General features: G+C 71.7%; 22 protein-coding genes. 14 read left to right on the plus strand and 8 right to left on the minus strand.

Annotated features, from left to right (window positions below; genetic code table 11):
* Positions 1–2 precede the first annotated feature (2 nt).
* Complete coding sequence (locus F4562_RS35835; protein WP_312872124.1) at positions 3–1,601, minus strand: 4Fe-4S binding protein; 1,599 nt, start codon at positions 1,599–1,601, stop codon at positions 3–5.
* A 491-nt stretch (positions 1,602–2,092) separates the two neighbouring features.
* On the opposite strand from F4562_RS35835, the gene F4562_RS14415 reads away from it, so the two are divergent.
* Positions 2,093–3,574, plus strand: a complete 1,482-nt coding sequence (locus tag F4562_RS14415) for a serine/threonine-protein kinase (RefSeq protein WP_184537736.1) — start codon at positions 2,093–2,095, stop codon at positions 3,572–3,574.
* A gap of 17 nt (positions 3,575–3,591) precedes the next feature.
* Here the strand turns inward: F4562_RS14415 and F4562_RS14420 are convergent, their stop codons facing one another.
* The 5 genes from F4562_RS14420 to F4562_RS14440 all read right to left on the minus strand — a co-directional run bounded on the left by F4562_RS14420 (position 3,592) and on the right by F4562_RS14440 (position 7,279).
* Positions 3,592–4,530: a hypothetical protein gene (locus F4562_RS14420; RefSeq protein ID WP_184537734.1), complete on the minus strand. Its 939-nt coding sequence runs from the start codon at positions 4,528–4,530 to the stop codon at positions 3,592–3,594.
* 130 nt (positions 4,531–4,660) lie between these two features.
* A complete protein-coding gene (nuoH, locus tag F4562_RS14425) occupies positions 4,661–5,614 on the minus strand; it encodes an NADH-quinone oxidoreductase subunit NuoH (protein WP_184539492.1) in 954 nt (317 codons plus the stop codon).
* On the minus strand, positions 5,607–6,173 hold the full coding sequence (locus F4562_RS14430) for an NADH-quinone oxidoreductase subunit C (protein WP_184537732.1): 567 nt from the start codon (positions 6,171–6,173) through the stop codon (positions 5,607–5,609). Before F4562_RS14430 ends, nuoH begins: the two co-directional genes overlap by 8 nt.
* A complete protein-coding gene (locus F4562_RS14435) occupies positions 6,166–6,663 on the minus strand; it encodes an NADH-quinone oxidoreductase subunit B (protein ID WP_184537730.1) in 498 nt (165 codons plus the stop codon). The genes F4562_RS14430 and F4562_RS14435 overlap by 8 nt, the downstream gene beginning before the upstream one ends.
* 244 nt (positions 6,664–6,907) lie before the next feature.
* Positions 6,908–7,279 carry an NADH-quinone oxidoreductase subunit A gene (locus F4562_RS14440; RefSeq protein WP_311733805.1) on the minus strand — a complete coding sequence of 124 codons (372 nt, stop codon included), beginning with the start codon at positions 7,277–7,279 and terminating at the stop codon, positions 6,908–6,910.
* A gap of 202 nt (positions 7,280–7,481) precedes the next feature.
* Here F4562_RS14440 and F4562_RS14445 point away from each other — a divergent pair, with 202 nt between their 5' ends.
* From F4562_RS14445 to F4562_RS34945, 10 genes are all read left to right on the plus strand, one after another.
* Positions 7,482–8,918 (plus strand): polysaccharide deacetylase family protein, encoded by a 1,437-nt coding sequence (locus tag F4562_RS14445; protein WP_184537726.1) that lies wholly within the window; start codon positions 7,482–7,484, stop codon positions 8,916–8,918.
* A gap of 84 nt (positions 8,919–9,002) precedes the next feature.
* A complete protein-coding gene (locus tag F4562_RS36655) occupies positions 9,003–9,092 on the plus strand; it encodes a putative leader peptide (RefSeq protein ID WP_375782452.1) in 90 nt (29 codons plus the stop codon).
* 220 nt (positions 9,093–9,312) lie between these two features.
* Positions 9,313–11,166: a 2-oxoacid:acceptor oxidoreductase subunit alpha gene (locus tag F4562_RS14450; RefSeq protein ID WP_184537724.1), complete on the plus strand. Its 1,854-nt coding sequence runs from the start codon at positions 9,313–9,315 to the stop codon at positions 11,164–11,166.
* The gene (locus tag F4562_RS14455; RefSeq protein WP_184537722.1) at positions 11,159–12,205 is read left to right on the plus strand and encodes a 2-oxoacid:ferredoxin oxidoreductase subunit beta; all 1,047 of its coding nucleotides are present in this window, start codon (positions 11,159–11,161) and stop codon (positions 12,203–12,205) included. Before F4562_RS14450 ends, F4562_RS14455 begins: the two co-directional genes overlap by 8 nt.
* A gap of 351 nt (positions 12,206–12,556) precedes the next feature.
* A complete protein-coding gene (locus F4562_RS14460) occupies positions 12,557–13,549 on the plus strand; it encodes an NAD-dependent epimerase/dehydratase family protein (RefSeq protein ID WP_184537720.1) in 993 nt (330 codons plus the stop codon).
* Between the two features lie 265 nt (positions 13,550–13,814).
* Positions 13,815–14,480 carry a polysaccharide deacetylase family protein gene (locus F4562_RS14465; protein WP_184537718.1) on the plus strand — a complete coding sequence of 222 codons (666 nt, stop codon included), beginning with the start codon at positions 13,815–13,817 and terminating at the stop codon, positions 14,478–14,480.
* A gap of 167 nt (positions 14,481–14,647) precedes the next feature.
* A complete protein-coding gene (locus F4562_RS14470) occupies positions 14,648–15,571 on the plus strand; it encodes a glycosyltransferase family 2 protein (protein ID WP_184537716.1) in 924 nt (307 codons plus the stop codon).
* Positions 15,572–15,725: 154 nt separating this feature from the next.
* The gene (locus tag F4562_RS14475) at positions 15,726–16,814 is read left to right on the plus strand and encodes a GNAT family N-acetyltransferase (protein WP_221206095.1); all 1,089 of its coding nucleotides are present in this window, start codon (positions 15,726–15,728) and stop codon (positions 16,812–16,814) included.
* A 142-nt stretch (positions 16,815–16,956) separates the two neighbouring features.
* Positions 16,957–18,282: a nucleotide sugar dehydrogenase gene (locus F4562_RS14480; protein ID WP_184537714.1), complete on the plus strand. Its 1,326-nt coding sequence runs from the start codon at positions 16,957–16,959 to the stop codon at positions 18,280–18,282.
* Positions 18,272–20,212 (plus strand): glycosyltransferase, encoded by a 1,941-nt coding sequence (locus F4562_RS34945; protein WP_184537712.1) that lies wholly within the window; start codon positions 18,272–18,274, stop codon positions 20,210–20,212. The genes F4562_RS14480 and F4562_RS34945 overlap by 11 nt, the downstream gene beginning before the upstream one ends.
* Before the next feature lie 166 nt (positions 20,213–20,378).
* Here the strand turns inward: F4562_RS34945 and F4562_RS14490 are convergent, their stop codons facing one another.
* On the minus strand, positions 20,379–21,371 hold the full coding sequence (locus F4562_RS14490; protein WP_184537710.1) for a glycosyltransferase family 2 protein: 993 nt from the start codon (positions 21,369–21,371) through the stop codon (positions 20,379–20,381).
* 38 nt (positions 21,372–21,409) lie between these two features.
* Here F4562_RS14490 and F4562_RS14495 point away from each other — a divergent pair, with 38 nt between their 5' ends.
* From F4562_RS14495 to F4562_RS14505, 3 genes are all read left to right on the plus strand, one after another.
* The gene (locus F4562_RS14495; RefSeq protein ID WP_184537708.1) at positions 21,410–21,973 is read left to right on the plus strand and encodes a dTDP-4-dehydrorhamnose 3,5-epimerase family protein; all 564 of its coding nucleotides are present in this window, start codon (positions 21,410–21,412) and stop codon (positions 21,971–21,973) included.
* 166 nt (positions 21,974–22,139) lie between these two features.
* Positions 22,140–23,039: a hypothetical protein gene (locus tag F4562_RS14500; RefSeq protein ID WP_184537706.1), complete on the plus strand. Its 900-nt coding sequence runs from the start codon at positions 22,140–22,142 to the stop codon at positions 23,037–23,039.
* A gap of 383 nt (positions 23,040–23,422) precedes the next feature.
* Positions 23,423–25,048, plus strand: a complete 1,626-nt coding sequence (locus tag F4562_RS14505; RefSeq protein WP_184537704.1) for a DUF4082 domain-containing protein — start codon at positions 23,423–23,425, stop codon at positions 25,046–25,048.
* A 252-nt stretch (positions 25,049–25,300) separates the two neighbouring features.
* Here the strand turns inward: F4562_RS14505 and F4562_RS14510 are convergent, their stop codons facing one another.
* Positions 25,301–25,999 carry a hypothetical protein gene (locus F4562_RS14510; protein ID WP_184537702.1) on the minus strand — a complete coding sequence of 233 codons (699 nt, stop codon included), beginning with the start codon at positions 25,997–25,999 and terminating at the stop codon, positions 25,301–25,303.
* Positions 26,000–26,011 lie beyond the last annotated feature (12 nt).

Raw genomic sequence — 26,011 nt, forward strand, 5'->3', positions numbered from 1 at the left:
GGCTACTCCTCACGCTCTCCACTGGGACCCGTGGGAGAAGTCTGCTCCGGCGTGCCGGTCGCCGGGGGCACGCCACCCTTACCTGTGGATAACTTCTCGGCAGACGACTCGCCTGTGGATGGCCTGCCCGGAGAGCCGGTGTCCGTGGACGCCCCCCGGGCCGAGGGGTGAGGTCGCGTGGGGGGGACGCCCTCGGGTGGAGCGTCCGGCGCAGAGGTTTCCTTCTCCGACGGAGCGTCCGGCGAAAAGGCGTCACCCTCGGGAACACCCGAAGCATCATCCTTGGGGAGAACACCCGAGGTGTCCCCCTTGGGGAGAACGCCTGGCGAAGGAGCACCCCTTTCAGGAAGAGCACCCGGTGAAGGGACGTCTTCGGGAAGAGCTCCCGGCGAAGGGACCCCGCTCTTGGGAGGAACGCCCGGCGAGGGGGCCTCCTTCTTGGGAAGGGCACCCGGCGGCCGGATGGCTCGAACGCTCGCGTGCCCGGCCGACGCCCGTCGTACGGGGCGAGCGGTCCTCCCGGGCCGGACCGGACCTCCGGCGGCGGCATCGGACGTGGCGGAGGCGATGGGGGCATCGGACGTGGCGGAGGCGATGGGGGCATCGGACGCGGCGGAAGCATCGGACGCGCCGGGAGTGGCAGGATCGTTTCCCGGAGCCGGGGCCACGGTGCCCACGAGGTCGCCAGGGCCCGAAGAAGCACCCCGACCAGCAGGACCACTTGGACCGGTGGGACCGCCCGGACCAGCAGGACCACCGGGGCCACCCGAGCCCTGCGACTCACCGGCCGGTCGAGGAGCCGTGCCGGCGTCCCGCCCGGTGGATCCGGTGGGTGCGGTGGGTCCGATCCGGTCCGGCCCGGAGGACGTCTCTTCGGCGGACCTCGTCCCCGGTCGGCCCGGGGCCACGCGACCGGACATGGCGGAGGCGGCACCGGCGGCGACCGGCGTGTCGGGGCCGGGGGCGGCACCGCCGGAAGCGGCGGCACCGCCGGGAGCGGGCCGCGTGGAGGTGGCGTCATCGGACCGCGCGGAGGCCCCAGGGCCTGGAGGTACGGCCGGCGGACGGGCCGGGCCCGCAGGGCTCGCGGTCGCCGGGCCCGCGGGGCTCGCGGTGGCCAGGCCCGCGGTGGCGGGAGCGCCGGGGCGGGCGGCGCGGGCGGGTCGTGAGGCGGCCGCGAGTTCCTTCGGCGGGTCGGCGTTGGGCTCGTGGGCCGGAGGCGGCGGCACGGTCTGCACCCAGGCGGACAGCCGCTCCTTCTCGTGCAGGAGGTTGCGGATGTCGCCCTCGGCGTACTCGAACTCCGGAGACCAGAACAGCGCGTCGAAGGGACAGACCTCGATGCAGATGCCGCAGTACATGCACAAGGAGAAGTCGATCGCGAAGCGGTCGAGCACGTTGCGGGCCCGAGGCCGGCCCCCTTCGGGGGCGGGGAGGGTCTCCTTGTGGGAGTCGATGTAGATGCACCAGTCGGGGCACTCGCGTGCACAGAGCATGCACACCGTGCAGTTCTCCTCGACCAGCGCGATCACCCCCCGGCTCCGGGAGGGAAGCTCCGGCCGGACCTCGGGGTACTGCTGGGTCACCGATCTGCTCAGCATGTGGCGAAGGGTGACGGAAAGCCCCTTCACCAACCCCACTCCTGGTATCCGCGCCACAACTCAACATCATGACGCACGAAGAGGCGCCCGTGAATGCAGCGGTCCTGGGATGGGGCCATTGACACGATTGGGGCCGGGGTGACGGCCGGGGTGACGGCCGGGGTCGTGATGACCGCGGGAAGAGAGACGCTGCCGACAGCGGAGAGAGATCACGGCGACCGCGGAGAGAGCGGGAGAGAGACGGCGCGATGACGCCCCCGGAAGAGGCATCGCGGCGACAACCGAGAGAGGCGGTGTGATGACAACCGGAAGAGGGGCACGGTGACGGCAGAGAGGGGGGACGTGGCCGACGCGGAGCGTCCGTCCACAGGGAGCGTCGAGTTATCCACAGCGGTTATCCACAGTCTGTGTGTTCGAGTACCGGCGTCCAACCGCCGGTGCGACGTCCAATAAGACTGCAATAAACCGTAAATAATCGTATTGTTCGCGACATGTCCCACCAGTACGGACCGGCCTGGCACCCGCAGCGACCCCCGCAATCCAACACGGCGGGAAGCATCGTGTGGGCACTGGTGCCCCTCTTCACCTGCGGTTTCGGCACACCGTTCATCATCGGCCACGCCGCGTACCGGCTCCGGAGTCCGGCACTGGTCCTCGTCACCGCCCTGTACACCGCCGGCATCGGCATCTTCACGGTCGCCGCGGGAACCTACGGCGACTCCGACCTGATCCCGGTCGGGCTCAACGTCGTGTCGACGGTCGGCTTCTTCGGCAGTTGGCTGGGCGGTGTCGTCCACGCGCTGGTCCTCAGAGGGTCGGTGTTCGAGCAGCCGCAGCACACCCAGGCGTCGTTCCCTGCCCCGTCGCACGGCTCACACCAGGCGGCGTCCTACTCGACCGGGCCCGTGGCCCCGGACAGGCACGCCCCGGCGCACTACGGGCCTTCCCAGCATCACGGCGGCGCCTCTCCCGGCCCCGGCCCGCACCACGGCCCGCATCACGACGCTCCGGCGCCCTATGCCTCCGCCTCCCAGCCGCCGCACAACACGCACCCCCCGTACGGCACCCAGTCCCCGCACAACACCCAGCCGCCGTACGGCACCCAGCCTCCGCACAACACCCAGCCGCCGTACGGCGCGCAGGGCCCGGCCACGATGGTGGGACGCCGCGGGCAACATGTCCCGTCATCGCCCTCCCCGGAGCCGCAGGGCTGGCTGGGGCCGTACCAGCTGATCGGCAGCCTCGGCAAGGGCGGGCAGGGGACGGTTCACCTGGCGCTCAACCCGCAGGGGCAGAAGGTGGCCATCAAGGTCCTGCACGACCACCTGACCGGCGACCCGGCCGTCCGGGAACGGTTCCTGCGCGAGGTCGAGGCGACACGCAAGGTGGCGACGTTCTCCACGGCGCGGGTACTCGACGTGAACATCACCGACGACCAGGCGTACATCGTCAGCGAGTACGTGGACGGCGTCTCCTTGGAGCGGCTGGTCCGGGAAAAGGGGCCGCGTGACGAGGACGGGCTGACCCGGCTGGCCCTGGCCACGGCCGGCGCGCTGGCCGCGATCCACCGGGCCGGAGTGGTGCACCGGGATTTCAAACCGGCCAACGTGCTGATCGGCACCGACGGCCCGCGCGTCATCGACTTCGGCATCGCCCGTGCCCTCGGCCAGGTCACCGCGACGGCGAGCATCATGGGGACTCCGGCCTACATGTCGCCCGAGCAGCTCGCGGGGGGCACGGTCGGCCCGGAGTCGGACGTGTTCAGCTGGGCCGCCACCATGATCTTCGCGGCCTCCGGCCGGGTGGCCTTCGGTGACGACACCATCCCGGCGATCCTGAACCGGGTGATCAACCACCAGCCGGACCTGTCGGCCCTGCCCCCGTCACTGCGTCCGCTGGCCGCCGCCTGCCTGGACAAGGAGCCGGGCAACCGGCCCAAGGCCTCCGACATCATGCTCCAGATCGTGAACTGAGAGGGCGGTCCCCGGCCTCAGGGGACCGCGTCCTTCACCTGGCCGGTGAGAGCGAGATATTCATCCCGGGCCAGCGAGCGGACCTCCAGCCGCAGGTCGTTGCGGTCGGCGAAACGGGCGACCTCCTCGGGGTCCCACGGGCCTGGCAGGTGGAACAGCCCACCGCCCACCACCAGGCCCGTGGTCCCGGCCTCCGTCGAGTACAGCAGCAGCTCGGACGCCTTGAGCTCGCGGGTCCTGCGTGCGGTCTCCAGCAGCAGGCGGCCGTGGACGACCACCAACCGGCAGTGCGGCTCACCCGCGCGCTGAAGCTCACGCCCCTGGGCGGTCTGGTTCCGGGTTCTGCGCCGGCCGATTCCGGCCAGCACGACGGCGCCGACGACCGTCACCCCGGCCAGCACCAGCGCGACGACCCCGAGCGGGCCCATCCAGCGGGTGACGTCGGCGCCGGGGTCGGTCAGGTTGAGCACGACGAGCGCCGCGAAGACCACCCCGTAGGCGAGCACCGCCCACAACAGGATGTACAGCAACTGCTCACGCCACCACACCTTGGGGGAGCCCACGGGCGGCCGGAGGCTGCGCACCCCGGGCACCCGCAGGCGCGGCAGCGGGGCGGGTGCCCGGCGCCAGCTCACCGCGCGCCAGCTCGGCGACCTGCGGGCCAGCGCGATCCGGGCGCCCTGCGGGGTGTCGAAGGCGCGGAACTCGAACGCCAGTCCGCTCTCCTGCGCGAACGCCTCCACCGCCCGCCGCGAGCGTGACCCGGGAGCCTCCAGCATCACCAGGCCGGACTCGTCGAGCACCGCGAGGCCGTAGCGCATCCTGCCCCGGCCGGGGTAGCCGAAGATCAACAGTTTGCTCGCCCGGCCCTCCCCGACGAGCGGCAGGCGCACCGGCGGGTGCTCCGGCACGTCGACGATCAGCGTGTCCTTCTCCACGGCGAGCGCGAGGGTCATGCGTTCCGTCCTTGGCGCAGGTGGTGTTCCAGGGTGTATTCCCCCTCCCTGCCCAGGGTGCGCGCTTGGAACGTCACATCATCGACACAGCTCGCCGACGTCCGGGTCCGCCGCCCTGAAGGAGCCGGTATCAGCCGGCGAGGACCCTGACGACCCCGGTGAGCGCGAGCTGGACCAGCGCCAGCGGGACGAGGCCGGTCCAGGCGAGCTTCTGCAACTGGTCCTCACGGAGGCGGGGGTAGCTGACCCGCAGCCAGACGACCACGAAGACCAGCAGGAAGACCTTCAGCAGCATCCACACGGGTCCGGGCAGGAAGGGCCCCTGCCAACCGCCCAGGAACAGCACGCCGGTGAGGGCGGAGAGCACGATGATCCCGGCGTACTCGGCGAGCATGAACAGGGCGAACCGGATGCCGGTGTACTCGGTCATCGGCCCCATGATGATCTCGGACTCGGCGATCGGCATGTCGAACGGCGGCCGGCGCAGCTCGGCGAGGCCCGCGACGAAGAAGACCACGCCACCGATCGCCTGCCAGGGCAGCCACCACCACTGCCACGCCTCCACGATGCCCGGCAGGGAGAGCGTGCCGGCGGCCATGGCCACGCTGGAGGCCGCCAGGACCAGCGGCAGCTCGTACGACATCAGCTGGGCCGCCGAGCGCATGCCGCCCAGGACCGAGTACTTGTTGCCCGACGACCAACCGGCCATGATCGAGCCGAGTACGCCGACGCCCATCACGGCGAGGACGAAGAACAGGCCGGCGTCCAGGTCGACCCCGACCAGCCCGGGACCGACCGGGATGACCACCATGACCACGAGGTAGGGGATCAACGCCACACCGGGGGCCAGCGCGAAGACCCTGCGGTCGGCGGCGGCCGGGATCACCTCCTCCTTCTGGACGAACTTGACCCCGTCGGCGATGAGCTGTGCCCAGCCGTGGAAGCCCCCGGCGTACATCGGGCCGAGACGGGCCTGCATGTGCGCCATGACCTTGTGCTCCATCTGCCCGGCGACCAGCGGGAGCACCAGGAAGGCCGCGACGATCGCGACGAGCCGGACCGCGGCGTCGAGCAGCTCAGGCATGGCGTTCACGTCCCCAGTCGGCGGGCACCCCGGGCGGGAGCGCCTTGCGGCGGCTCGGCGAGCCGTGGTCGGACTCGCCGGGTTCCTTGGCACCGGGCCAGGACTTGGCCACCCGGGCGGCCAGCACGAAGTCCTTGCGGAGCGGGAAGCCCTCGAACCCCTCGGGCAGCAGCAGCGGGACCAGGTTCGGGTGGCCGTCGAAGACGACGCCGAACATCTCGAAGGTCTCACGCTCGTGCCAGTCGGCGCCGCGGAAGACGCCGACGGCGCTCGGCAGCCGGGGCTCGGCGCGCGGCACCCGGGTGCGCAGCAGCAGGTGGGCGTGGGAGGTCGGGTTGAAGACGTGCGCGACGACGGCGAACTCGTCGGGCGGCTCGTCCACCGCGGTGAGCCAGTCGAAGAACTCGTACCCCCGGACGCGGGCGAACTCCAGCAGGCCGGTCCAGTCGGCGGGGGGCACGTCGACGGTGATCTCGCCGAAGGACTCCGACAGGCGGGCACGCCCGCCGTACCGCTCCTCGATCGCCCCGCCGATCGTCTCTCCGGTCGCGTCAGGCATAACGGTCACCCAGGTTCTCCGCGGCGATCTTCTCCTGGAGCATCATGATGCCGTGGAGCAGGGCCTCGGGCCGGGGCGGGCAGCCGGGGACGTAGACGTCGACCGGGATGATCTGGTCGACGCCCTTGGTCACACAGTAGGAGTCCCAGTAGGGGCCGCCGGAGTTGGAGCAGGCACCGAAGGAGATCACGTACTTGGGATCGGGCATCTGCTCGTAGAGCCGCTTGACCGCGGGGGCCATCTTGTCGGTGACCGTACCCGAGACGATCATCAGATCGGCCTGCCGGGGGCCGTTGGCGAAGGGGATGACCCCGAACCTGATGAAGTCGTGCCGGCTCATCGAGGTCGCGATGAACTCGATCGCGCAGCAGGCCAGGCCGAAGTTGAACGCCCACAGCGAGTAACGCCTCCCCCAGTTGAGGATGAAGCGCATGGGTTTGGGAGCCAGCCGCGAGACCGGCCCCACGGTGGGCATCGGGAGATCCGCCATGACACGCATTCTCCTCCAGAGTCGGTGGCCGTGCCCGCCCGGCGTGCCCCCGCCCGCGGGCCCCGGGTGCGGGCCCCGCGGGTGGGCTCCCGATCGGGCCCGCTCAGCCCCCGGGTTCCCGCGCGCTCGGGCCCTCGTGCGTCCGCGCCTCGGGTTCCCGGGCCCTCGTGCGTCCGCGCCTCGGGTTCCCGGGTTCTCAAGTTCTCAAGTTCTCGGGTTCTCGGGTTCTCGGGTTCTCGGGTTCTCAGGTCCAGGTGAGCACGCGCTTGCGCCACGCGTAAAGGATCCCGAGCGCGATGAAGCCGAGGAAGACGAACATCTCGGCCAGCGTGGTCAACCCGAACCCGGGCGTCGCGAAGATCGTCGCCCAGGGGAAGAGGAAGACCGCGTCGACCGCGAAGATCACGTACAGGTAGGTGAAGACGTAGTAGCGGATCTGCGACTGGGCCCACCCCTCACCCACCGGGTCGACACCGCACTCGTAGGTCAGCAGCTTCTCAGGGGTAGGACGGCTGGGCCGGAGCGCCCGGTTGACGGCCAGCGCTCCGGCGACGATCACCAGGCCGATCGCGAACAGCGCCACGACCACCCCGTAAGAGGCGAAATATCCCTCCACAGCCGCTCCTTCCGCGAGCCCGGCCATGCCAAGGGTCTCCCATCACCTATAGCAGTATCCACCTTCTCCGTCACGGAGTGAAGCCGACAAACCCGGCACCTATAAAGCCTGAGCCCATTTAACTTAAAGCCCCGGTAAACAGGGGGGTCTCACATTTAGTGTGGCTTTCATGCCCAAAAAGCGATTCATCGGAGGAATCGCCTTGGCTGTCGCAACACTCACCGGTTGCGGCGTGGCCACCGCCTCCCCCAACGCGGACGACCCGGTCCCCGCGGAACCCACGATGATCGATTACGTGGATCCGTCGCTCGTCACCGGGCTGAGTACGCGCACGCTCTCCACCGGGGACTCCGGCAGCCGGCACGTCCACGCCGTCTACCCCTCCCTCGCCGACGCCCCGCGTCTCACCGAGAAACTCCGCCGGACGGTGACCGGCCACCTCGCCCGGTTCGCCCCCGGCCGGACGCCCCCCGAGCCCGGCGCCGAGCTCAACGTGGACTGGCAACTGGCCGCCGTGTCCGCCGAGGCCGTGGGAGTGCGGCTGCGTGTCGGCCGGTCGGCGGGCGCCGACTGGCGCGAGTCCCGGACGACGATCTGGTACGACCGGGTGGACCGGCGGGCCATGGACTCGGCCGATCTGCTCAAGGATCGCGCCGCACTGGAGATGCTGGCCCGGAGGGTCCGGGCCGAGCTGGCCGGGCGGAGCTCGACGGTGAACCCGGACGTCGTCAGGCCGGATCGGGAGATGTTCGACTCCATCGGCTTCAACCCCCGCGGCGACCTCGTCGTGGAGTTCGACGACCGGCAGGTGAGCCCGCGGACGGCGGGCCGGCTGGCGGTCGCCGTGCCCTCCGCCGAGGCCCGGCCGCTGCTGTCGGCGGCCGGGGAGCGAGCACGCCGGGCGGCCGTGCGGACGACGGAGCCTCCGGCCGCCGCTTCGCCCCAGGAAGCCCTCCTGGCGGCGAGCGCGGCCCGGCCCCCGGCACGGAGCACCAGGGCGGGCAGCGTGGACTGCGCGAAGCTCAAATGCGTGGCGCTCACCTACGACGACGGGCCGGGCCCCGAGACCGGGCGGCTGCTGGACATCCTGGGCCGATTCGGAGCGCGGGCCACCTTCTTCAGCGTCGGCTCCAACGCCTCGGCCCACCCGGAGCTGCTGGTACGGATGCGCGACGAGGGCCATCTGGTGGCCAACCACACCTGGTCGCACCGCGACCTCACCGCGTTGTCCTCCGCGAGGATCTCCGACCAGCTCACCCGCGCGCAGCAGTCGATCACCCAGTCGATCGGGCAGGTCCCCACGCTGATGCGGCCCCCGTACGGCTCGGCCGACGGGCACGTCGCCTCCCTCGCGGCCAGACTGGGCATGTCGGTGGTCCACTGGAGCGTCGACTCCCGGGACCGGCGCACCTCCGACCCCCGGGAGATCGTCGAGCGTGTCGTCGGCCAGACCCGGCCCGGCGCGATCGTCCTCATGCACGACGTGTACGGCGCGACCGTGGACGCCGCTCCGGAGATCCTGCGCCGGCTGGGCGAAGAGGGCTATATCTTTGTCACCGTTCCCGAGTTGTACGGGAGCCGGGAGATGCAGCCGGGCGTGACATACGACGCCGGTCCGGGCCGTCCTCCGGGGGAATAGCGGGCAACGTCATAACCTCCGGCTATGAGCCCATAGCCGGAGGCGATGGGAGCGACGCGGGGGCGAGACATATAGTTAGGCATCGTGACCCCAACTGTCCTTTTCGGCCGCCTGCACATTGATCTGTGTCGGCTCGCTGCCGGGCTCTGTCGGGCGAATCGCTCACGATCGTGACTCTCCGTTAGGCCGAGCGCCGGTTCGTCCGGTCCCGGCCTCGATGCTCGATGCCCGTCTCCCCCAGGTTTCGACTCAGCGGCCGTCAAGGATATGCGACGAATGTCACTCTCCTCCGCCGAGTGGGACGCGAAAGCTATGCGTGACTCCGAGGAACTAGCATGGAAATAGGAATGTGCCACAACCAACGGCGCCATGTCGCGTCGAGGAGGACTGAGCTGTGACCAAGCAGGTTCAGCAACTCGACCGCGTGATCATCCGGTTCGCCGGCGACTCCGGCGACGGCATGCAGCTGACCGGTGATCGCTTCACGGCGGGAACGGCGGAGTTCGGCAACGACCTGTCCACCCTCCCCAACTTCCCCGCCGAGATCCGCGCTCCCGCAGGCACCCTGCCGGGCGTGTCGAGCTTCCAGCTGCACTTCGCCGACCATGACATCCTCACCCCGGGTGACGCCCCCAACGTCCTGGTCGCGATGAACCCCGCCGCGCTGAAGGCCAACCTGCCCGACCTGCCCCGCGGCGCCGACATCATCGCCAACACCGACGAGTTCACCAAGCGCAACCTGCAGAAGGTCGGCTACGACGCCAACCCGCTGGAGGACGACTCGCTCGCCGAGTGGCGGGTCCACGCCGTGCCGCTGACCTCGCTGGCGGTCAGGGCCCTGGAGGGCTTCGACCTGTCCAAGAAGGACGCCGAGCGCTCCAAGAACATGTTCGCCCTCGGTCTGCTGAGCTGGCTCTACCACCGGCCCACCGAGGCGACGATCCAGTTCCTGGAGAACAAGTTCGCCAAGAAGCCCGACATCGCCAAGGCCAACATCGCGGCCTTCCAGGCGGGCTGGAACTACGGTGAGACCACCGAGGCCTTCTCGGTCTCCTACGAGGTCAAGCCGGCCAAGCTGCCCCCCGGCGTCTACCGCAACATCTCCGGCAACCAGGCCCTGGCCTACGGCCTGATCGCCGCGTCGGTGAAGTCGGGGCTGCCGCTGTTCCTCGGGTCCTACCCGATCACACCGGCCAGCGACATCCTGCACGAGTTGTCCAAGCACAAGCGGTTCGGCATCCGCAGCTTCCAGGCCGAGGACGAGATCGCCGGCGTCGGCGCGGCCCTCGGCGCATCCTTCGGCGGGGCCCTGGGCGTCACCACGACCTCCGGCCCCGGCGTGGCGCTGAAGGCCGAGACCGTCGGCCTCGCGGTCACCACGGAGCTGCCGCTCATCGTGGTCGACGTGCAGCGCGCCGGGCCCAGCACCGGCATGCCCACCAAGACCGAGCAGACCGACCTGCTGATGGCCATGTTCGGCCGCAACGGCGAGTCGCCCCTGCCGATCGTGGCGCCGGCCACCCCCTCCGACTGCTTCGACGCGGCGGTGGAGGCGGCCAGGATCGCGGTGAAGTACCGCACGCCGGTCATGCTGCTCTCCGACGGCTACCTGGCCAACGGCTCCGAGCCGTGGAGGGTCCCGGCCTCGGCCGACCTGCCCGACATCTCCACCTCGTTCGCCGTCGAACCGAACGGCGAGGACGGGGTCACCTTCCTGCCGTTCAAGCGCGACGCCGAGACCCTCGCCCGGCCCTGGGCGATCCCCGGCACCGCGGGTCTCGAACACCGCATCGGCGGCATCGAGAAGGCCGACGGCACCGGCAACATCTCCTACGATCCCAACAACCACGACAAGATGGTCCGGCTCCGCCAGGCCAAGATCGACGGGATCGCGCAGGACATCCCGCCGCTGGAGGTGGACGACCCCGACGGCGACGCCCGCGTGCTGGTGCTCGGCTGGGGATCGACGTACGGGCCGATCGCGGCGGCGGTGCGGCGGATCAGGAGCGCCGGCGGCAAGGTCGCCCAGGCGCACCTGCGGCACCTCAACCCGCTGCCCGCCAACACCGGCGAGGTGCTGCGCTCCTACGACAGGGTGCTGCTGCCGGAGATCAACCTCGGCCAGCTGGCGCTGCTGCTCCGCGCCCGTTTCCTGGTCGACATCATCAGCTACAACCGCGTGCGCGGGCTTCCGTTCAAGGCCGAGGAACTGGCCGGCGTGATCCAGGACGTGATCGACAGTGAGTGAGATCAAGAACGGCAGGGGCCTGTCTCTTGTCCCGAAGGCCGAGGCCAAGCTCGGGATGAAGGACTTCAAGTCCGACCAGGAGGTCCGCTGGTGCCCGGGATGCGGTGACTACGCCATCCTGGCCGCGGTGCAGTCGTTCGTGCCGGAGCTCGGGCTCAAGCGCGAGAACATGGTGTTCGTCTCGGGCATCGGCTGCTCCTCCCGGTTCCCGTACTACATGAACACCTACGGGTTCCACTCGATCCACGGCCGCGCTCCGGCGATCGCCACCGGCCTGGCCGCGTCGCGCCCCGACCTGTCCGTGTGGGTGATCACCGGTGACGGTGACTCGCTGTCCATCGGCGGCAACCACCTCATCCACGCGCTGCGCCGCAACGTCAACCTGAACATCCTGCTGTTCAACAACAGGATCTACGGCCTGACGAAGGGCCAGTACTCCCCGACCTCCGAGGTCGGGAAGATCACCAAGTCCACCCCGATGGGCTCGCTGGACAAGCCGTTCAACCCGGTCTCGCTGGCCATCGGCGCCGAGGCGTCCTTCGTGGCCAGGACCATCGACTCCGACCGCAAGCACCTGCAGTCGGTGCTGCGCGAGGCCGCCGAGCACAACGGCACCTCGCTGGTCGAGATCTACCAGAACTGCAACATCTTCAACGACGGCGCCTTCGACCAGCTGAAGGACCCGGAGCTGCGCGACGACATCACCCTGCGCCTGGAGCACGGCCGGCCGATCGTGTCCGCCTCCAAGGCGGTGCGGCGCACGGCCGACGGAAGCCTCGAGGTCGTCCCGAGGTCCTCGGTGAGCGAGGACGAGATCCTCGTCCACGACGCCCACCGTGCCGACCCGTCGCTGGCCTTCGCGCTCTCCCGGCTGGACGAGCCCGCCTTCGAGCACGTCCCGATCGGCGTCTTCCGCAGCGTCGACCGCCCCTCCTACGACGAGCTCATGGCCCGTCAGCTGGAGGAGGCCGTCGCGGGCAAGGGCGCCGGTGACCTGGACGACCTGCTGCTGGCCGGCGACACCTGGCGCATCGGCTGAGACTCGGCCGGAGACGGCGTACCACCCGGCACACACGCGGAGCCCGCTCCCTCGGAGCGGGCTCCGTCGTTTTCGCCGGGGTCATGGTGCCGGGGCCGCCGGGTGGCCCGGAACCGGGGCGTCCGTGCCGCCGCGCCCGCCCATCCGGTGGTGGCAGCCGCCCCGCAGGGTCCCGCCAGCGCGTCCCGGGCCCGCCGGCGCCGGGGCGGAGTTCGGCGCGGGACTCCCGGATCTCCCTTCGGTGCGGTATGAATCTCCCCGGACCGTCCGGCGCCGTTTCCCGCGGCGGGACAGGCGGGTCCGCACAGTGAGAGCTCCCGGCAGAACTCGTCCCGAACGAGGAGAACGCACATGCTCAACACGGCGGCACACACCCCCGAACCCGGAACGGAAGATCACTGGCGCGGCAGGTCCGTCCTGGTGACGGGCGCCACCGGTTTCATCGGCGCCCACCTGGTCCGCCGCCTCGGCGCGCTCGGCGCCGAGGTCCACGCGGTCAGCCGCAGGCCCCACGTCCGGCACGGTGAACGCGTCCGGCAGGGCGAAGGCGCGCGGCCCGGCGGAGCGTCCGTGGATCCGGTCTGGCACGTCGCCGACGTCGGCGACGCCCGAGCGGTCGGGGAACTGGTGGAGAAGTCCCGGCCCGACGTCGTCTTCCACCTGGCCAGCGAGGTGGCGGGGGCCCGTGACCGGCGGCTGGTCCTGCCGATGATGCGCGCCAACCTCGCCAGTGTGGTGAACCTGCTCACCGCCGTCTCCGAGACGCCGGGGACGAGGCTGGTGCTCGCCGGGTCGTCGGAGGAGCCCCGGGCCGAGGAGGGCGAGACGGTGCCGTCCTCGCCCTACGCGGTGGCCAAGTGGGCCGCCGCCGGGTACGCGCGGATGTTCCACCGGCTGTGGGACGTCCCGGTCGTCAACCTGCGGATCGGTATGGTCTACGGGCCCGGCCAGGCCGACACGCGCAAGCTCGTGCCGTACGTGACGCTCGCGCTGCTGCGGGGCGAGGCGCCGGAGCTCTCCAGCGGGACGCGTGAGCTCGACTGGATCCACGTCGACGACGTGGTCGACGCCTTCCTCGCCGCCGCGCGGGCGGACGGGGCCGCGGGGCGGGACTTCGACATCGGCAGCGGTACCCGGACGTCGATCCGCGACACCGTGGAGCTCCTGGCCCGGATCGTCGGCTCCTCCGTGCGTCCCCGGTACGGCGCCATCGGGGACCGCGCGCTGGACAGCGCCCGGATCGCCGACCTCGTCCCGGCCGCCGACGTGCTGGGGTGGTGCCCGCGCGTCGAGCTGGAGGCGGGGCTGCGGCAGACCGTCGACTGGTACGCCCGCCCCCTGTGAGAACCCCCGGGTCACCGGCCGGTGCGCCGCCCCATGGCACCGGCCGGTGCGTCCGCCTCCCGCGAGGCCCGGAAGCCGCCGGCCGGTGTGTCCACGTCAGATCAGACCCTTCACGCCATAACCGGATATCAGTATGAGTACAGACCGTAATCAGAAGAGAGGGAAATGTAACGACTGAGCCCGCTGCTCGATATGAATCACGTGTGAGACTTCGCCGAGGCGCCACCCCCGGAATCGGGGGTGCCGGACAGGATCGGGGGCACGGGTGCGTTCGGTCGTCAACCTCACGGTGCACGGTATCGGTGAGCCCGGCCGCGAGCTCGATCCCGGCGAGGACGCGACCTGGGTCAGCGTCGACCGGTTCGAGCGGGTCCTCGACGAGGTGGCCGGCCGGTGGGACGTACGGATCACCTTCGACGACGGCAACGCCTCGGATGTGGAGATCGCCCTCCCGCGGCTCCTCGACCGGGGTCTCACCGCGGAGTTCTTCGTGCTGGCGGGGCTGCTGGGCGAGCCGGGCAGGCTCGACCGCGCCGGGGTGCGCGAGCTGGTGGCGGCGGGCATGCGGGTGGGGTCGCATGGCTGGGCCCACCGCGACTGGCGGCGACTGGACGCGCGGCAGGCGACGCAGGAGATCACCGACGCCGGCCGGCTCCTCGGTGAGATCGTCGGACGGCCGGTGTCCCGGGTGGCCATCCCCTTCGGCTCCTACGACCGGCACGTGCTGAGCCGGTTGAGGCGGGCACGTGTGACACGGGCCTACACCAGCGACGGCGGCCGGGCCCGGCCGGGTGCCTGGCTCCAGGCACGCAACAGCCTCCGCCACGACCTCGAACCGGGATGGGCCCGCCGGCTCCTGGAGATCCGCCCCTCCCCGGTGCTGCGTGCCCGCCGGACGGCCGCCCGCCTGGTCAAGCGCGTTCGTGGCTGACCGTCCCGCTCCCGGGTCCCGGCGGCTCCGGCCCCACGCGATCCCCGGGTCCCGGCGGCTCCGGCCCCACGTAACCCTCTGGCCCGATCTGACGGCCTCCACCCCGGCCGGTGCCGACGTGCCCGGCCCCGCCTCCCTGGAACGTGATGCGAGAACGTGATGCGGACATGACGCCTGGCCCCTCCCGGATCGCCATCGTGATCGTCACGTACAACAGCGCGGACGTGATCGAGGGCTGCCTGCGTTCCCTCGCCGCCGGGGCACGGGGCACCCGCCTGGCGGACGTCGTCGTGGCGGACAACGCCTCCCGTGACGGAACGCTCCAACTCGCCGAGGGCGTGACCGGCCTGCCCGTGCGGACCGTCCAGCTGGGCCGCAACGCCGGCTACGCCGCGGCGGTGAACGCGGGCGTCGGCGCGCTGGACCTCGGCGGGCTCGACGCCGTCCTCGTGATCAACCCTGACTGCCGGCTGCGGCCGGGTGCGCTCACCCCACTGGCGGAGGCGCTGCGCCGGCCGGGGTGCGGCATCGCGGTCCCCCGCCTGGTCAATCCGGACGGCAGCCTGCAACCCTCGCTGCGCCGCACGCCCACGGTGGGCCGGGCGCTCGCCGAGGCGGTGATCGGCGGCGGCCTCGCGGGCCGGATCGGCACACTGGGTGAGCTGGTGACCGACCCGCGCGAGTACGAGCGACCCGCGCCGGCGGCGTGGGCCACCGGTGCGGCGATGTTGGTGGCCACCGGGCTCATCGGGGAGATCGGGCCGTGGGACGAGTCCTTCCTGCTCTACAGCGAGGAGACCGAGTACGCGCTGCGCGCCGCCGACCGGGGCTGGTCGCTGTGGTACGAGCCCGCGTCGGTGGTCGAGCACATCGGCGGCGACTCCGGGGTCAATCCCACGCTCGCCGCGCTGCTGACCGTGAACAAGGTGAGGCTGTTCCGGCGGCGCCGGAGCGGGCCGGCCTCGCTCGCGTACTTCCTCGCGGTGGTCGCCGGTGAGGCGGTGCGCGCGCTCGCCGGCCGCAGGACCTCGCGGGCCTCGGTGGTGGCGCTGCTGAGACCGTCCCGCCGGCTGCGCCGGCTCGCCGACTGACCCCCGGGTGCGTCCCGGGAGACGCCGAGACCGGGCGGGCGGCGGCGGGCAGAAGGCGACCGGGCAGTCCGCGGCGGGGCGGGCGGCGGGAAGGGGTTCTGAGGGGGGCGAAGGAACCGCGGGAGTCCGGAGAAGCTCGCAGGAGGAGACCAGGATGGACGGCGCCACGAGCGCGGCGGCACGGGCGGTGAGCGTGCGGACGGTGGGGTTCGACGAGCTCGGCGAGCGGGAGCTGTCGGCCTGGCACGGGTTGCGCGCGGCCAACCCGCTGCTGGACAGCCCCTACTTCCATCCTGGTTTCTCCGCCGCGGTGCACGCGAGCGGGTGCCGCGTGCTGGTCGCGGTGGGCCGGGACGCCTCCGGGGAGGTGCGTTCGCTGTTCCCGCACCACCGCGAGCGGTCGGTGATCAGGCCGGTGGGCTGGCCCGGCGCCGACTTCCAGGGGCCGATCACGGCGCCGGGCTCCGCCTTCGACCCGGTGATCCTGCTCACCGGCGGGGTGCGCGCGCTCGCGTTCGACCACCTGGTGGACGGCCTGCCGGGGTTCCAGCCGTGGATCGAGTCGAGGCGGGTCTCGCCGTTCGCCGACGTCTCCGGCGGCCTGGACGGCTACCTGGGCCGGGCCTCCCGCAGCGGCCGGGACAACATGGGGCAGGCCCGCCGGCGTGCCGCCAGGGCCGAGCGGACGTACGGGCCGGTGCGCTTCGCCGCCGACACGGTGGACGCCGGGTGTCTCGACCGGCTGGTGGCGCTCAAGCGGGCACAGTACGCCGCCACCGGGGCACGTGACTACTTCACCGAACCCGGCCGGCGCGAGCTGCTGGCCCGTCTGCTGCACACCCGGGGCCGGTCCTTCGCGGGTGTGCTGTCCACCCTGCACGTGGGTCCGCATCTGGTGGCGGCGCACTTCGGAATCCGGTCGGGCGGCGTGCTGCACTGGTGGTTCCCGGTCTACGATCCCGCCTTCTCGCATCTGTCGCCGGGCTGGATGCTGTTGCGCGAGCTCGTCGCCGCCTCTCCCGCGCTGGGCGTCACGCGCCTCGATTTCGGGCGGGGAGCCGATGAATATAAAAGACGCGCTAAAACCGGTGAAACGCTCGTTTGCGAGGGTTATCTCAGCAGGAATCCGGCCGGCAGGGCGTTCCGGAAGATGCACCGGTCCATGGTGGCCGCAATGAAAACGTCCACATTCGGACCAGGCGTGCGCCGGATTTTAAAGAAAGTCCGTGCTATAAAGCGATAAAAACCCCGAAACCCCGGGGTAAGCGCTCCGCGAAATCGTAACAATCAGCAGGAATTCCATGGGCAAAGGGCGGCCGGGTGAGGCTTGGCATATCGCCTCCCGCGCCGGGGCCCGCGGGATGACGCGATGGAGGCGACGCAGGATGAGAATCAGCGTGTTCGGCCTGGGTTACGTCGGTTGCGTCTCCGCAGCCTGCCTGGCCGCCCGCGGGCACGAGGTGACCGGAGTCGACGTCAACCCGGCGAAGGTCGGCCTCGTCCGCGAGGGCCGGGCACCCGTGGTCGAGGAGCGCATCGGCGAGCTGACCGCACAGGTCGTGCGCGCCGGAGCCCTGCGGGCCACCACGGACGTCGCGGAGGCGGTCGCCACGACCGACGTCTCCCTCGTCTGTGTCGGCACGCCCTCGGCGTCCAACGGCAGCCTGTCCACCGCCCACCTGGAACGGGTGGCCGAGCAGATCGGCCGGGCGCTCACCGGACGCGACCCCCGGCGCGGCAGGCACACGGTCGTCTTCCGCAGCACCATGCTGCCGGGCACCTGCACGGGGCTGCTCGTCCCGATCCTGGAACGCTCCTCCGGCCTCGCCGCCGGCTCCGGCTTCGGGGTGGCGGTCAACCCCGAGTTCCTGCGCGAGGGCACAAGCGTGCGCGACTTCTTCGACCCGCCGAAGACGGTCATCGGGGAGTTCGACACCGCCGGCGGCGACACGGTGGCGGCCCTGTACGAGGGACTGCCCGGGGAGGTCTTCCGGGTGCCGGTGGCGGTCGCCGAGATGACGAAGTACGTCGACAACGCCTTCCACGGCCTGAAGATCAGCTTCGCCAACGAGATCGGCGCGATCTGCCGGGCGCTCGGGCTCGACTCTCACGACGTCATGGACGTCCTCGTCGCCGACCGGAAGCTCAACATCAGCCCGGCCTACCTGCGGCCCGGCTTCGCCTTCGGCGGGTCGTGCCTGCCCAAGGACCTGCGGGGCCTGGTCTACGCCGCCCGGCGGGCCGACGTCTCGGTGCCGCTGCTCTCGCACGTCCTGCCCTCCAACGACGACCACCTGCGGCGGGCCTACGAACTGGTCACCGCGGCCGGCAGCCGCCGGGTCGGGCTGTTCGGCCTGTCGTTCAAACCGGGCACCGACGACCTGCGGGAGAGCCCCCTGGTCGAGCTGGCCGAGCGCCTGCTCGGCAAGGGCTACGAGCTGCGCATCTACGACGCGAACGTGTCGCTGTCGCACCTGGTGGGCGCCAACCGCGCCTACATCGAGGAGCGGCTGCCGCACCTGAGCGACCTGTTGACCGACTCCGCCGAGGAGGTGCTCGCGGACGCCGACGTCTGCGTCGTCGGCTGCGACGACCCCGCCGTGCTGAGCGCGCTCGACAGGGCGGGAGACCGCACGATCATCGACCTCGTCCGTCTCCCCGACGCCGCCGCGCGCCGGGCACACCCGGGATACGTGGGCCTTGGCTGGTAGAGCGCTCATCCTCGTCGAGAACCTCTCCGTGCCGTTCGACCGGCGGGTGTGGCAGGAGAGCACCGCGCTGCGCGACGCGGGCTGGGAGGTGCACGTCGTCTGCCCCCGGGGCACCCGGCGCGACACCGAGCCGCACGTCCTGCTGGACGGCGTGCGCATCCACCGCTACCCGCTGCGCGCGGCGACCGGCGGGCCACTCGGTTACGTGCGCGAGTACGGCGCCGCGCTCTGGCACACCGCGCGGCTGGCGCGCCGCGTCGGACCGGTGGACGTCGTGCACGCCTGCAACCCGCCCGACCTACTGTTCCTGGTGGCCGTGCTGCTCAGGCGGCGCGGGGCCCGGTTCGTGTTCGACCAGCACGACCTGGTGCCCGAGCTCTACCTGTCGCGGTTCGGCCGCGGTGAGGACCTGCTCTACCGGGCGGTGCTCCTGCTCGAACGGCTGACGTACCGGGCCGCGGACGTGGTCGTCGCCACCAACGAGAGCTACCGCGAGGTGGCGCTCGCCCGGGGCGGCAAACGGCCCGGGGACGTGTTCGTCGTGCGGAGCGCACCCGCCGTGGAACGGTTCCACCTGGTGCCCGCCGAGGAGCCGCTGAAGCGCGGCAAGCCGTATCTGCTGTGCTACCTGGGCGTGATGGGCCCGCAGGACGGCGTCGACTACGCGCTGCGGGCGTTGGCCGCCCTCCGCGACGGCCTGGGCCGCACCGACTGGCACGCGGTGTTCGTCGGCGCCGGGGATGCCTTCGACGACGCGGTCGCCCTCGCCCGTGAGCTGGACCTGTCCGGATGCGTGGAGTTCACCGGCCGCATCCCGGACGAGGACCTGCTGCGTTACCTGTCCACCGCGGACGTCTGCCTGGCCCCCGACCCGCTCAACCCGCTCAACGACGTGTCCACCATGAACAAGATCATGGAGTACATGGCGATGGCCCGCCCCGTCGTCTCGTTCGACCTGCGGGAGGCCCGGGTCTCGGCGGGCGAGGCCGCGGTGTACGCGCCCGCCAACGACGAGGCGGCGTTCGCGAAGCTGGTCGCGCGGCTGCTGGACGACCCCGCCGAGCGGCGGCGGATGGGCGAGATCGGCCGGGCCCGCGTCTCCGGCCCGCTGTCGTGGGACCACTCCAGGGCCGCCCTGCTCGCCGCCTACGAGGCCGCCGTCGCCCAGCCCGTCCGCCGCCCCGGGCGGGCACGGGCGTGGCTGCCGGACGTGGCGCGGCGGGGACGCGGGGAACAGCAGGCGACGCGGGCGCTCGGCGGGATTCCGGGCGTGGCGCGGCGGGCGCTCGGGGGGTTGCGGCGCGGCGCGGGCCGGCTGCTGTTCGAACGCAGGTACGGCGTGCGCACGGCGGATTTCGTACGCCTGGAGGAACTCGGGCTGGCCCACCGGGACCGGGTCTACTACTCCCCGGCGAACTGGCACACGCTGCGGCGTACCCTGCCCCTGCGCGACGTCGGCGAGCACGACGTGTTCATCGACCTGGGTTCCGGGATGGGACGCATGGTCCTGGAGGCGGCCTCGCGCTACCCGTTCAGGAGGGTGATCGGGGTCGAGCTGTCGGAGCGGCTGAACGACATCGCGCGGGCGAACGTGGCGGGCACCCGGCTCCGGCTGCGCTGCCGGGACATCGACCTCGTCCGGTCCGACGTGCTCGACTACGAGATCCCCGACGACGTGAGCGTGGTCTTCCTCAACAACCCCTTCCGCGGCGACGTCTTCGCCGAGGTGGTCGGGCGGCTCGTCGCGTCGGTGGACCGCAACCCCCGCCCGGTCACCGTGATCTACTTCAACCCGGTCGAGGAGGCGTTCCTGCTGAGCACCGGACGCTTCCGCCACCTGCGCACGGTCCGGCGGGGGCGTGGGAGGCGCGAGGACGGCCCGTTCGGCTCGACCCGGGTCTACGCGATCACCGCCCCTTCCGGTGCCTGACCGGCCGTCGGCCGCCGGCCGCCGCGACCGGGGCGGCCCGGGGGGCTGGGGCCCGACGGCAGGGCCGGACGCCCGGACACGCGACCCGAGAAGGGGGAACGCCGGATCAGGCGGGCCGGGGAGCGGAGACGCCGGATCCGGCGGACCGAGGATCGAAGGCGCCGGGTCAGGCGCCGGGACGGGAGCGGCTGCCGGTGTCGGCACCCCAGCGCACCGCGCCGCCGCGCCGCGACCGGAACCGGGTCAGGGCCCGGTCGGCCAGCAGCACGGCGAGGTAGCAGGCCGTGTCCAGTGGGGTGACCTCCCGTGCCGCGACCAGGGCCCACAGCGCGCCGGGACGCAGGCGGCCCTCGGGTGCCGGACGGCCCAGCTCGGCGAGCTGCCGGTTGCCCAGCCGCACCCGCACCCTCCGGTTCAGGTGCGCCGCGACGGTCCGCGCCGGACGGACCAGCGACCGGGCCTCGGGCACCACGGCCCGTTCGTGGGGGGCGAAACCGGCGTGTGCCCAGCCGTCGTCGGAGATCACGTCGGGCAGCGGGAAGACCCGGGGGTGTCCCCGCTCGCTCAGCACGTAGACCCCGGCCCCGGCCAGTCCGCGGAGCGGCGCGACCAGCCGGTCGTGGACCGCGTGCGTGCGCCGGGCGATCCGGCCGACGCCGTCCAGGTCCCACTCGGGGACCGGAGCGCAGGCGAGCACACCGGGTCTCGTCGCCGCGGCGGCGAGAGCGCGCACCGACGCGGCGTCGAGCCCGACGTCGGCGTCGAGATACACGCGCGGGAAGGTGCGGCAGGCCGCGTCGCCCAGGCGAAGCGCGTTGGCCTTGCCGGGCACCGGGGTCTCCAGGACCCGCACCCCGGGCAGCCGGGCGGCCTCGGCCGTGCGGTCGGAACAGGCGTTGGCGACCACCACGACGTCGAACTCGCCGGGGGCGGCCCCCGACAGCAGCCGGGCCAGCCCGGCCGCCACGACGGCCTCCTCGTTGTGCGCCGGGACGACCACGCTGACCAGCGGCTCCCGTTCCCCGTGGCACCCCGTACCCGGCCCGCCGGGTTCCCCGCGGTGCTCCATGCCCGAGCCGCCGGGTTCCCCGTCCCGTTCGGCGCCTGCCCCGTGGGGGCTTCCCGCGGAGCCTGGGGCACCCCCCACAGCGTCGTTCATCGCAACGCCTCCGGATCACCGTCGCAAGGGATGACCTCATGAGAGTAGATCGGGCCGCACTCGACGGGGTGCTGTTGTTCACACCGACGCCGCATCGTGACGACCGCGGCCTGTTCACCCGCACCTTCGACGGCACCGTGGCCGCCCGGTACGGCCTCGACCCCGCCGCGTTCGTCCAGGACAGCCAGTCCCGCTCCCGGCGGGGCACCGTGCGCGGGATGCACGGCCGCTCGGGCCGGGGCGAGGCCAAGCTGGTGCGCTGTGCCCGGGGAGCGGTGCACGACGTGCTGGTGGACGCCCGCCCCGGGTCGCCGACGTTCGGCCGGCAGATGTCGGTGCTGCTGGACGACGAGACGTTCACGACCCTGTACGTCCCGCCCGGGCTGCTGCACGGCTTCCAGGCACTGACCGAGCAGACCGACGTCTGCTACCGCATCGACCGCGAGCACGACCCCGCCGAGGACCTCTCGGTCCGCTACGACGACCCCGACCTGGGCATCCGCTGGCCACTGCCCGTCTCGGCGATCAGCGTCCGCGACCTGTCCGCCGGATCGTGGGCCCGGCTGCGGCGCCGGCTGGTGGTCTTCCCCGAGACGAGGTGACCGGACGGTGGCATGGTGGCGAGGCGGTCGGACGGGAGCACGGCCGAGAGATGACCGGACGGTGGCGGGGTGCCGGGGTGACCGGACGGTGGCGGGGTGGCGAGACGACCGGGTGACGGCGGGATCGCCGGGTGATCGTGTGACGGCGGGGTGGCGAGGCGACCGGGTGACGACGCGGTCCCGCCTGCTCGCGGGCGTTTCGGCGACCGTGGCGGCGCTGCTGCTGGCCGCGTGCACCCTGTCCCCCGAGGCGACGGGCCCGGCTCCGGCCCCGTCCGGCTCCGCCCGTCCGGCAGGCCGCTGCCCGCACCACCCGAACCCGGCGTGCACCGGTGTCCCGCCAGGCACGAAGCTGACGAGGCTGGCCCTGAACGAGGACGGCGCGGCCTACCGGGTCAGGACGTCGGGAGTCGTGCTCGACGGCGTGCACATCCCCGGTCACCTGTTGATCCACGCCGACGACGTCACCGTCAGGAACAGCCTGATCGACGGCTACGTGATCAACGCCGACGGGCCGCGGAGCTTCCGGTTCACGATCGAGGACTCCACGGTGGGTCCGGCCGGGGGCTGCCAGACCCTCCCCGGGGTGGGGCAGGACAAGTACACCGCGGTCGGACTGCACGTGCGCGGGCACAGCGACGGCTTCCGGGCCTCCGGCGACGACGTCGTCATCCGCGACTCGTACGTGAAGCTCTGCTCCAACCCCGGCGACCACTCCGACGGGATCCAGACCTACAGGACCGGCAGGGGCCTGGTGTTCGACCACAACACGGTCGACCAGCGCGACGTGAAACACGCCACCGCGCCGATCTTCCTGGTGGACGACCAGATCGTGGACGCCGTGGTCACCAACAACCTGGTGATGGGCGGCACGTACAGCATCCAGCTGAAGAACGCCCGCGGAAAGCTGGTCATGCGCGGCAACAGCCTGGTCGACAAGTCCTGGATCTACGGCCCCGTCGACTCCGACTGCCGGACGGTCGACTGGGCCGGCAACTCCCTGGTCACCATCGACCGCTCCTACCGGATCACCTCGGTGGTCGGCCCGCTGGCCTGCGCGGGGTGAGTGGTACGGGTGAGCGGCACGGGGTGAGCCGGCGGGTGAGCCGCGGCACCGATGGGCGGAGGCTCCTCCACGCTATCGCCACGCGAGTCCTTCAGCACTGAGAGGACGAACCCGAACCCTGATGACCAAATCAATAAAACCGATAAATCCGACAATAGCCACTTACTTAAATCAATGCCAATACTGACAATCCACTGCAGATCAATGGCCTCAGTCGTAACAATGACCTCCGTACGGGGGCCAAGACGGACACACTGTCGAGCCGATCTGGAATCGGCACGGAGGTCAGAGGAATGACCAGTACAGATCCCCCCGCCCGCGGCGCAAGCGCCGCAGGCGCGTTACCCGGCCGCCGACGGCCACGGCGGAGCCTCCTCCCGGTCGTGGCCCTGGCCACGCTGGCGGTGTCGATCCCCGCCGCCTCGTTCGTCACCGGTGACGGCACTCCGGTGGAGCGGGCCGCGGCGACCCGGCCGGAGCCCACCGAGACCGACCGGCGGCACATGCTCCGGGAGACGAGCCTGTGGGCCGGACGTACCGCGGTGAACGCGCGCAGGCACTCCGACCGGGCACCGGTCGAGCTGGGCACGCGCTTCACCACGACCAGGAACGGCTGGGCGACCGGAGTGCGGTTCTACAAGGCCGCCGGCGACCCGGGCCGGCACACCGGAAGTCTCTGGAGCGCCGGCGGCAGGAGGCTGGCGAACGTCGCGTTCACCGCGGAGAGCGCGTCAGGCTGGCAGGAGGCCCGTTTCGCCAGGCCGGTGCGCCTGAAGGCCGGCCTGGTCTACACGGTGTCCTATCACAGCGATCGCGGTGTCTACCTGGGCACGGCGGGCTTCACCTCCGCCCGCTCCGGCCCGCTCGCCACGGTGTCCCGCGGGGCGGGGGTGTTCGGGTACGGCGCGAGCGCCTTCCCCCGTCGCTGGAACCCCAGGGGCTACAACTACTGGGTGGACGTCGTGTTCCGCTGGCGCGACGGCGGTTCGTACCCGGAGCCGTCCCCGCCGCCCGCTCCGTCCCCGGGACGACCGACCGCGACGTCCCCGGGACGACCGACCGCGACCCCCACCTCCGGCGTGACGACGAGCCCGAGCACCGGCCCGAGCAGACCGCCCACGCTCACACCCGGCCCGAGCAGACCCCCCACCGGGACCGGCACGCCCAGTCCGGGCACCACGAGGACCGGCGGGCAGACACCTCCTCCCTCCACCCTGGGGCCGACGCGGCCCGTACCCGGCGGCTGCGGGGGCCATCACCCCACACCGGAGTGCACCGGCGCACCCAAGAGCACCCGGCTCGCCCAGCGGGCCCTGAACGAGGAGGGGGCCGCTTACCGCGTCAGGACGCCGGGAGCCGTGCTCGACGGCGTGCACATCCGCGGTGACCTCCTGATCCACGCCGACGGTGTGATCGTGAAGAACAGCCTGATCGACGGCCATGTGATCAACGCCGACGGGCCGCGGACCTTCCGCTTCACCATCATGGACTCGACCGTCGGCCCCGAGAGCGGCTGCCAGACCCTCCCCGGGGTGGGGCAGGACAAGTACACCGCGGTCGGACTGCACGTGCGCGGGCACAGCGACGGCTTCCGGGCCTCCGGCGACGACGTCGTCATCCGCGACTCGTACGTGAAGCTCTGCTCCAACCCCGGCGACCACTCCGACGGGATCCAGACCTACAGGACCGGCAGGGGCCTGGTGTTCGACCACAACACGGTCGACCAGCGCGACGTGAAACACGCCACCGCGCCGATCTTCCTGGTGGACGACCAGATCGTGGACGCCGTGGTCACCAACAACCTGGTGATGGGCGGCACGTACAGCATCCAGCTGAAGAACGCCCGCGGAAAGCTGGTCATGCGCGGCAACAGCCTGGTCGACAAGTCCTGGATCTACGGTCCGGTGGAGGCCGACTGCAAGGCCATCGACTGGGCCGGCAACTCCCTGGTCACCATCGACCGCTCCTACCGGATCACCTCGGTGGTCGGCCCGCTGAAGTGCGCGTGACCGCCGGCACCGGCCCGGCGAGCAGGTGCCCACCGGTGCCATGACGGAAAGGCCCACCGGGGCGGCCTGAGACCTCCGCCACCGGAATGCCGTCCCCCGGCCCGTGCCGACCCGGCGGGCCGGGGGCTCACCTGTCCGCGAGGGCCGCCACCCCGCACCGGACCGTGACCGGTCCGCCCCGCCCGGATCACCTCACATGCCCGGCACCACCGCCACGCCGCCACGCGGCCACGCGATCACACGGCCACGCGGTCACACGGCCACGCGGTCACGCTGGAAGATGCGCACACCGGCGACTCCGAGCGGCAGGAACAGCATCGTGAAGGCGACACCGACCACGTACGTCAGGTGGATCGGGATGAACATCATCGCGACGAAGGCGCCGACGTAGACCGCGGTCAGCCACCAGCCGACGACGCCCGCGCGGGCGAGCGCGACGCAGAGGGCGAGCAGCCCAAGGAAGGCCAGAGGCTCCGTGCCGCTCCACAGAGGTATGAACGACGACGCGTCCACGGCGTCCGAGATCCGCACTGCGGTCTCCCGCGGAAGCTGCTGGCCGATGATCATCCGCCACCAGTCGTCGCGCACGGCCCCGGACACGTTCAGCACGCTGACCGCGGTGGCCAGCGCGCCGAACACCGCCAGCCCGCGTCCCTTCCGGCCTCGGATCAGCCCAGGTACGGTCAGCGCGCCGAGTCCGCCGGCGATCAGGCCGTAGTGCAGCAGCATCGCCGACAGCTCGGTCAGAAAGGTGTCGCGGGCGAGCGAGGTGATGTAGTCCGCCGTCGAGTCGGAGTCCTGCGGCGGACAGGCCAGCATGCCGCCGAGCACCAGCACGGGAGCGGCGATCAGGGCGGCACCGCCGGCGCGCCGCAGGAACCGGCTCGCCCGGTCGGCGTGCTCGGAATCCGCTGCCGGGGCGGCCGACGGGGTATGGGTGAGGGGAGTCATGTCCTGCCTCCT

This window comes from Streptosporangium becharense, assembly GCF_014204985.1.
GTDB lineage: Bacteria > Actinomycetota > Actinomycetes > Streptosporangiales > Streptosporangiaceae > Streptosporangium > Streptosporangium becharense.

What these genes read in the sequence shown, in the direction of transcription:
- F4562_RS14470 (WP_184537716.1), top strand. Translation starts at nt 14,648, where the DNA reads ATGACGCCTGGCCCCTCCCGGATCGCCATCGTGATCGTCACGTACAAC.
- F4562_RS14490 (WP_184537710.1), bottom strand. Translation starts at nt 21,371, where the DNA reads ATGAACGACGCTGTGGGGGGTGCCCCAGGCTCCGCGGGAAGCCCCCAC.
- F4562_RS14460 (WP_184537720.1), top strand. Translation starts at nt 12,557, where the DNA reads ATGCTCAACACGGCGGCACACACCCCCGAACCCGGAACGGAAGATCAC.
- F4562_RS14475 (WP_221206095.1), top strand. Translation starts at nt 15,726, where the DNA reads ATGGACGGCGCCACGAGCGCGGCGGCACGGGCGGTGAGCGTGCGGACG.
- F4562_RS14495 (WP_184537708.1), top strand. Translation starts at nt 21,410, where the DNA reads ATGAGAGTAGATCGGGCCGCACTCGACGGGGTGCTGTTGTTCACACCG.
- F4562_RS14430 (WP_184537732.1), bottom strand. Translation starts at nt 6,173, where the DNA reads ATGCCTGACGCGACCGGAGAGACGATCGGCGGGGCGATCGAGGAGCGG.
- F4562_RS14435 (WP_184537730.1), bottom strand. Translation starts at nt 6,663, where the DNA reads ATGGCGGATCTCCCGATGCCCACCGTGGGGCCGGTCTCGCGGCTGGCT.
- F4562_RS14510 (WP_184537702.1), bottom strand. Translation starts at nt 25,999, where the DNA reads ATGACTCCCCTCACCCATACCCCGTCGGCCGCCCCGGCAGCGGATTCC.
- F4562_RS35835 (WP_312872124.1), bottom strand. Translation starts at nt 1,601, where the DNA reads ATGCTGAGCAGATCGGTGACCCAGCAGTACCCCGAGGTCCGGCCGGAG.
- F4562_RS14420 (WP_184537734.1), bottom strand. Translation starts at nt 4,530, where the DNA reads ATGACCCTCGCGCTCGCCGTGGAGAAGGACACGCTGATCGTCGACGTG.
- nuoH (WP_184539492.1), bottom strand. Translation starts at nt 5,614, where the DNA reads ATGCCTGAGCTGCTCGACGCCGCGGTCCGGCTCGTCGCGATCGTCGCG.
- F4562_RS14415 (WP_184537736.1), top strand. Translation starts at nt 2,093, where the DNA reads ATGTCCCACCAGTACGGACCGGCCTGGCACCCGCAGCGACCCCCGCAA.
- F4562_RS14480 (WP_184537714.1), top strand. Translation starts at nt 16,957, where the DNA reads ATGAGAATCAGCGTGTTCGGCCTGGGTTACGTCGGTTGCGTCTCCGCA.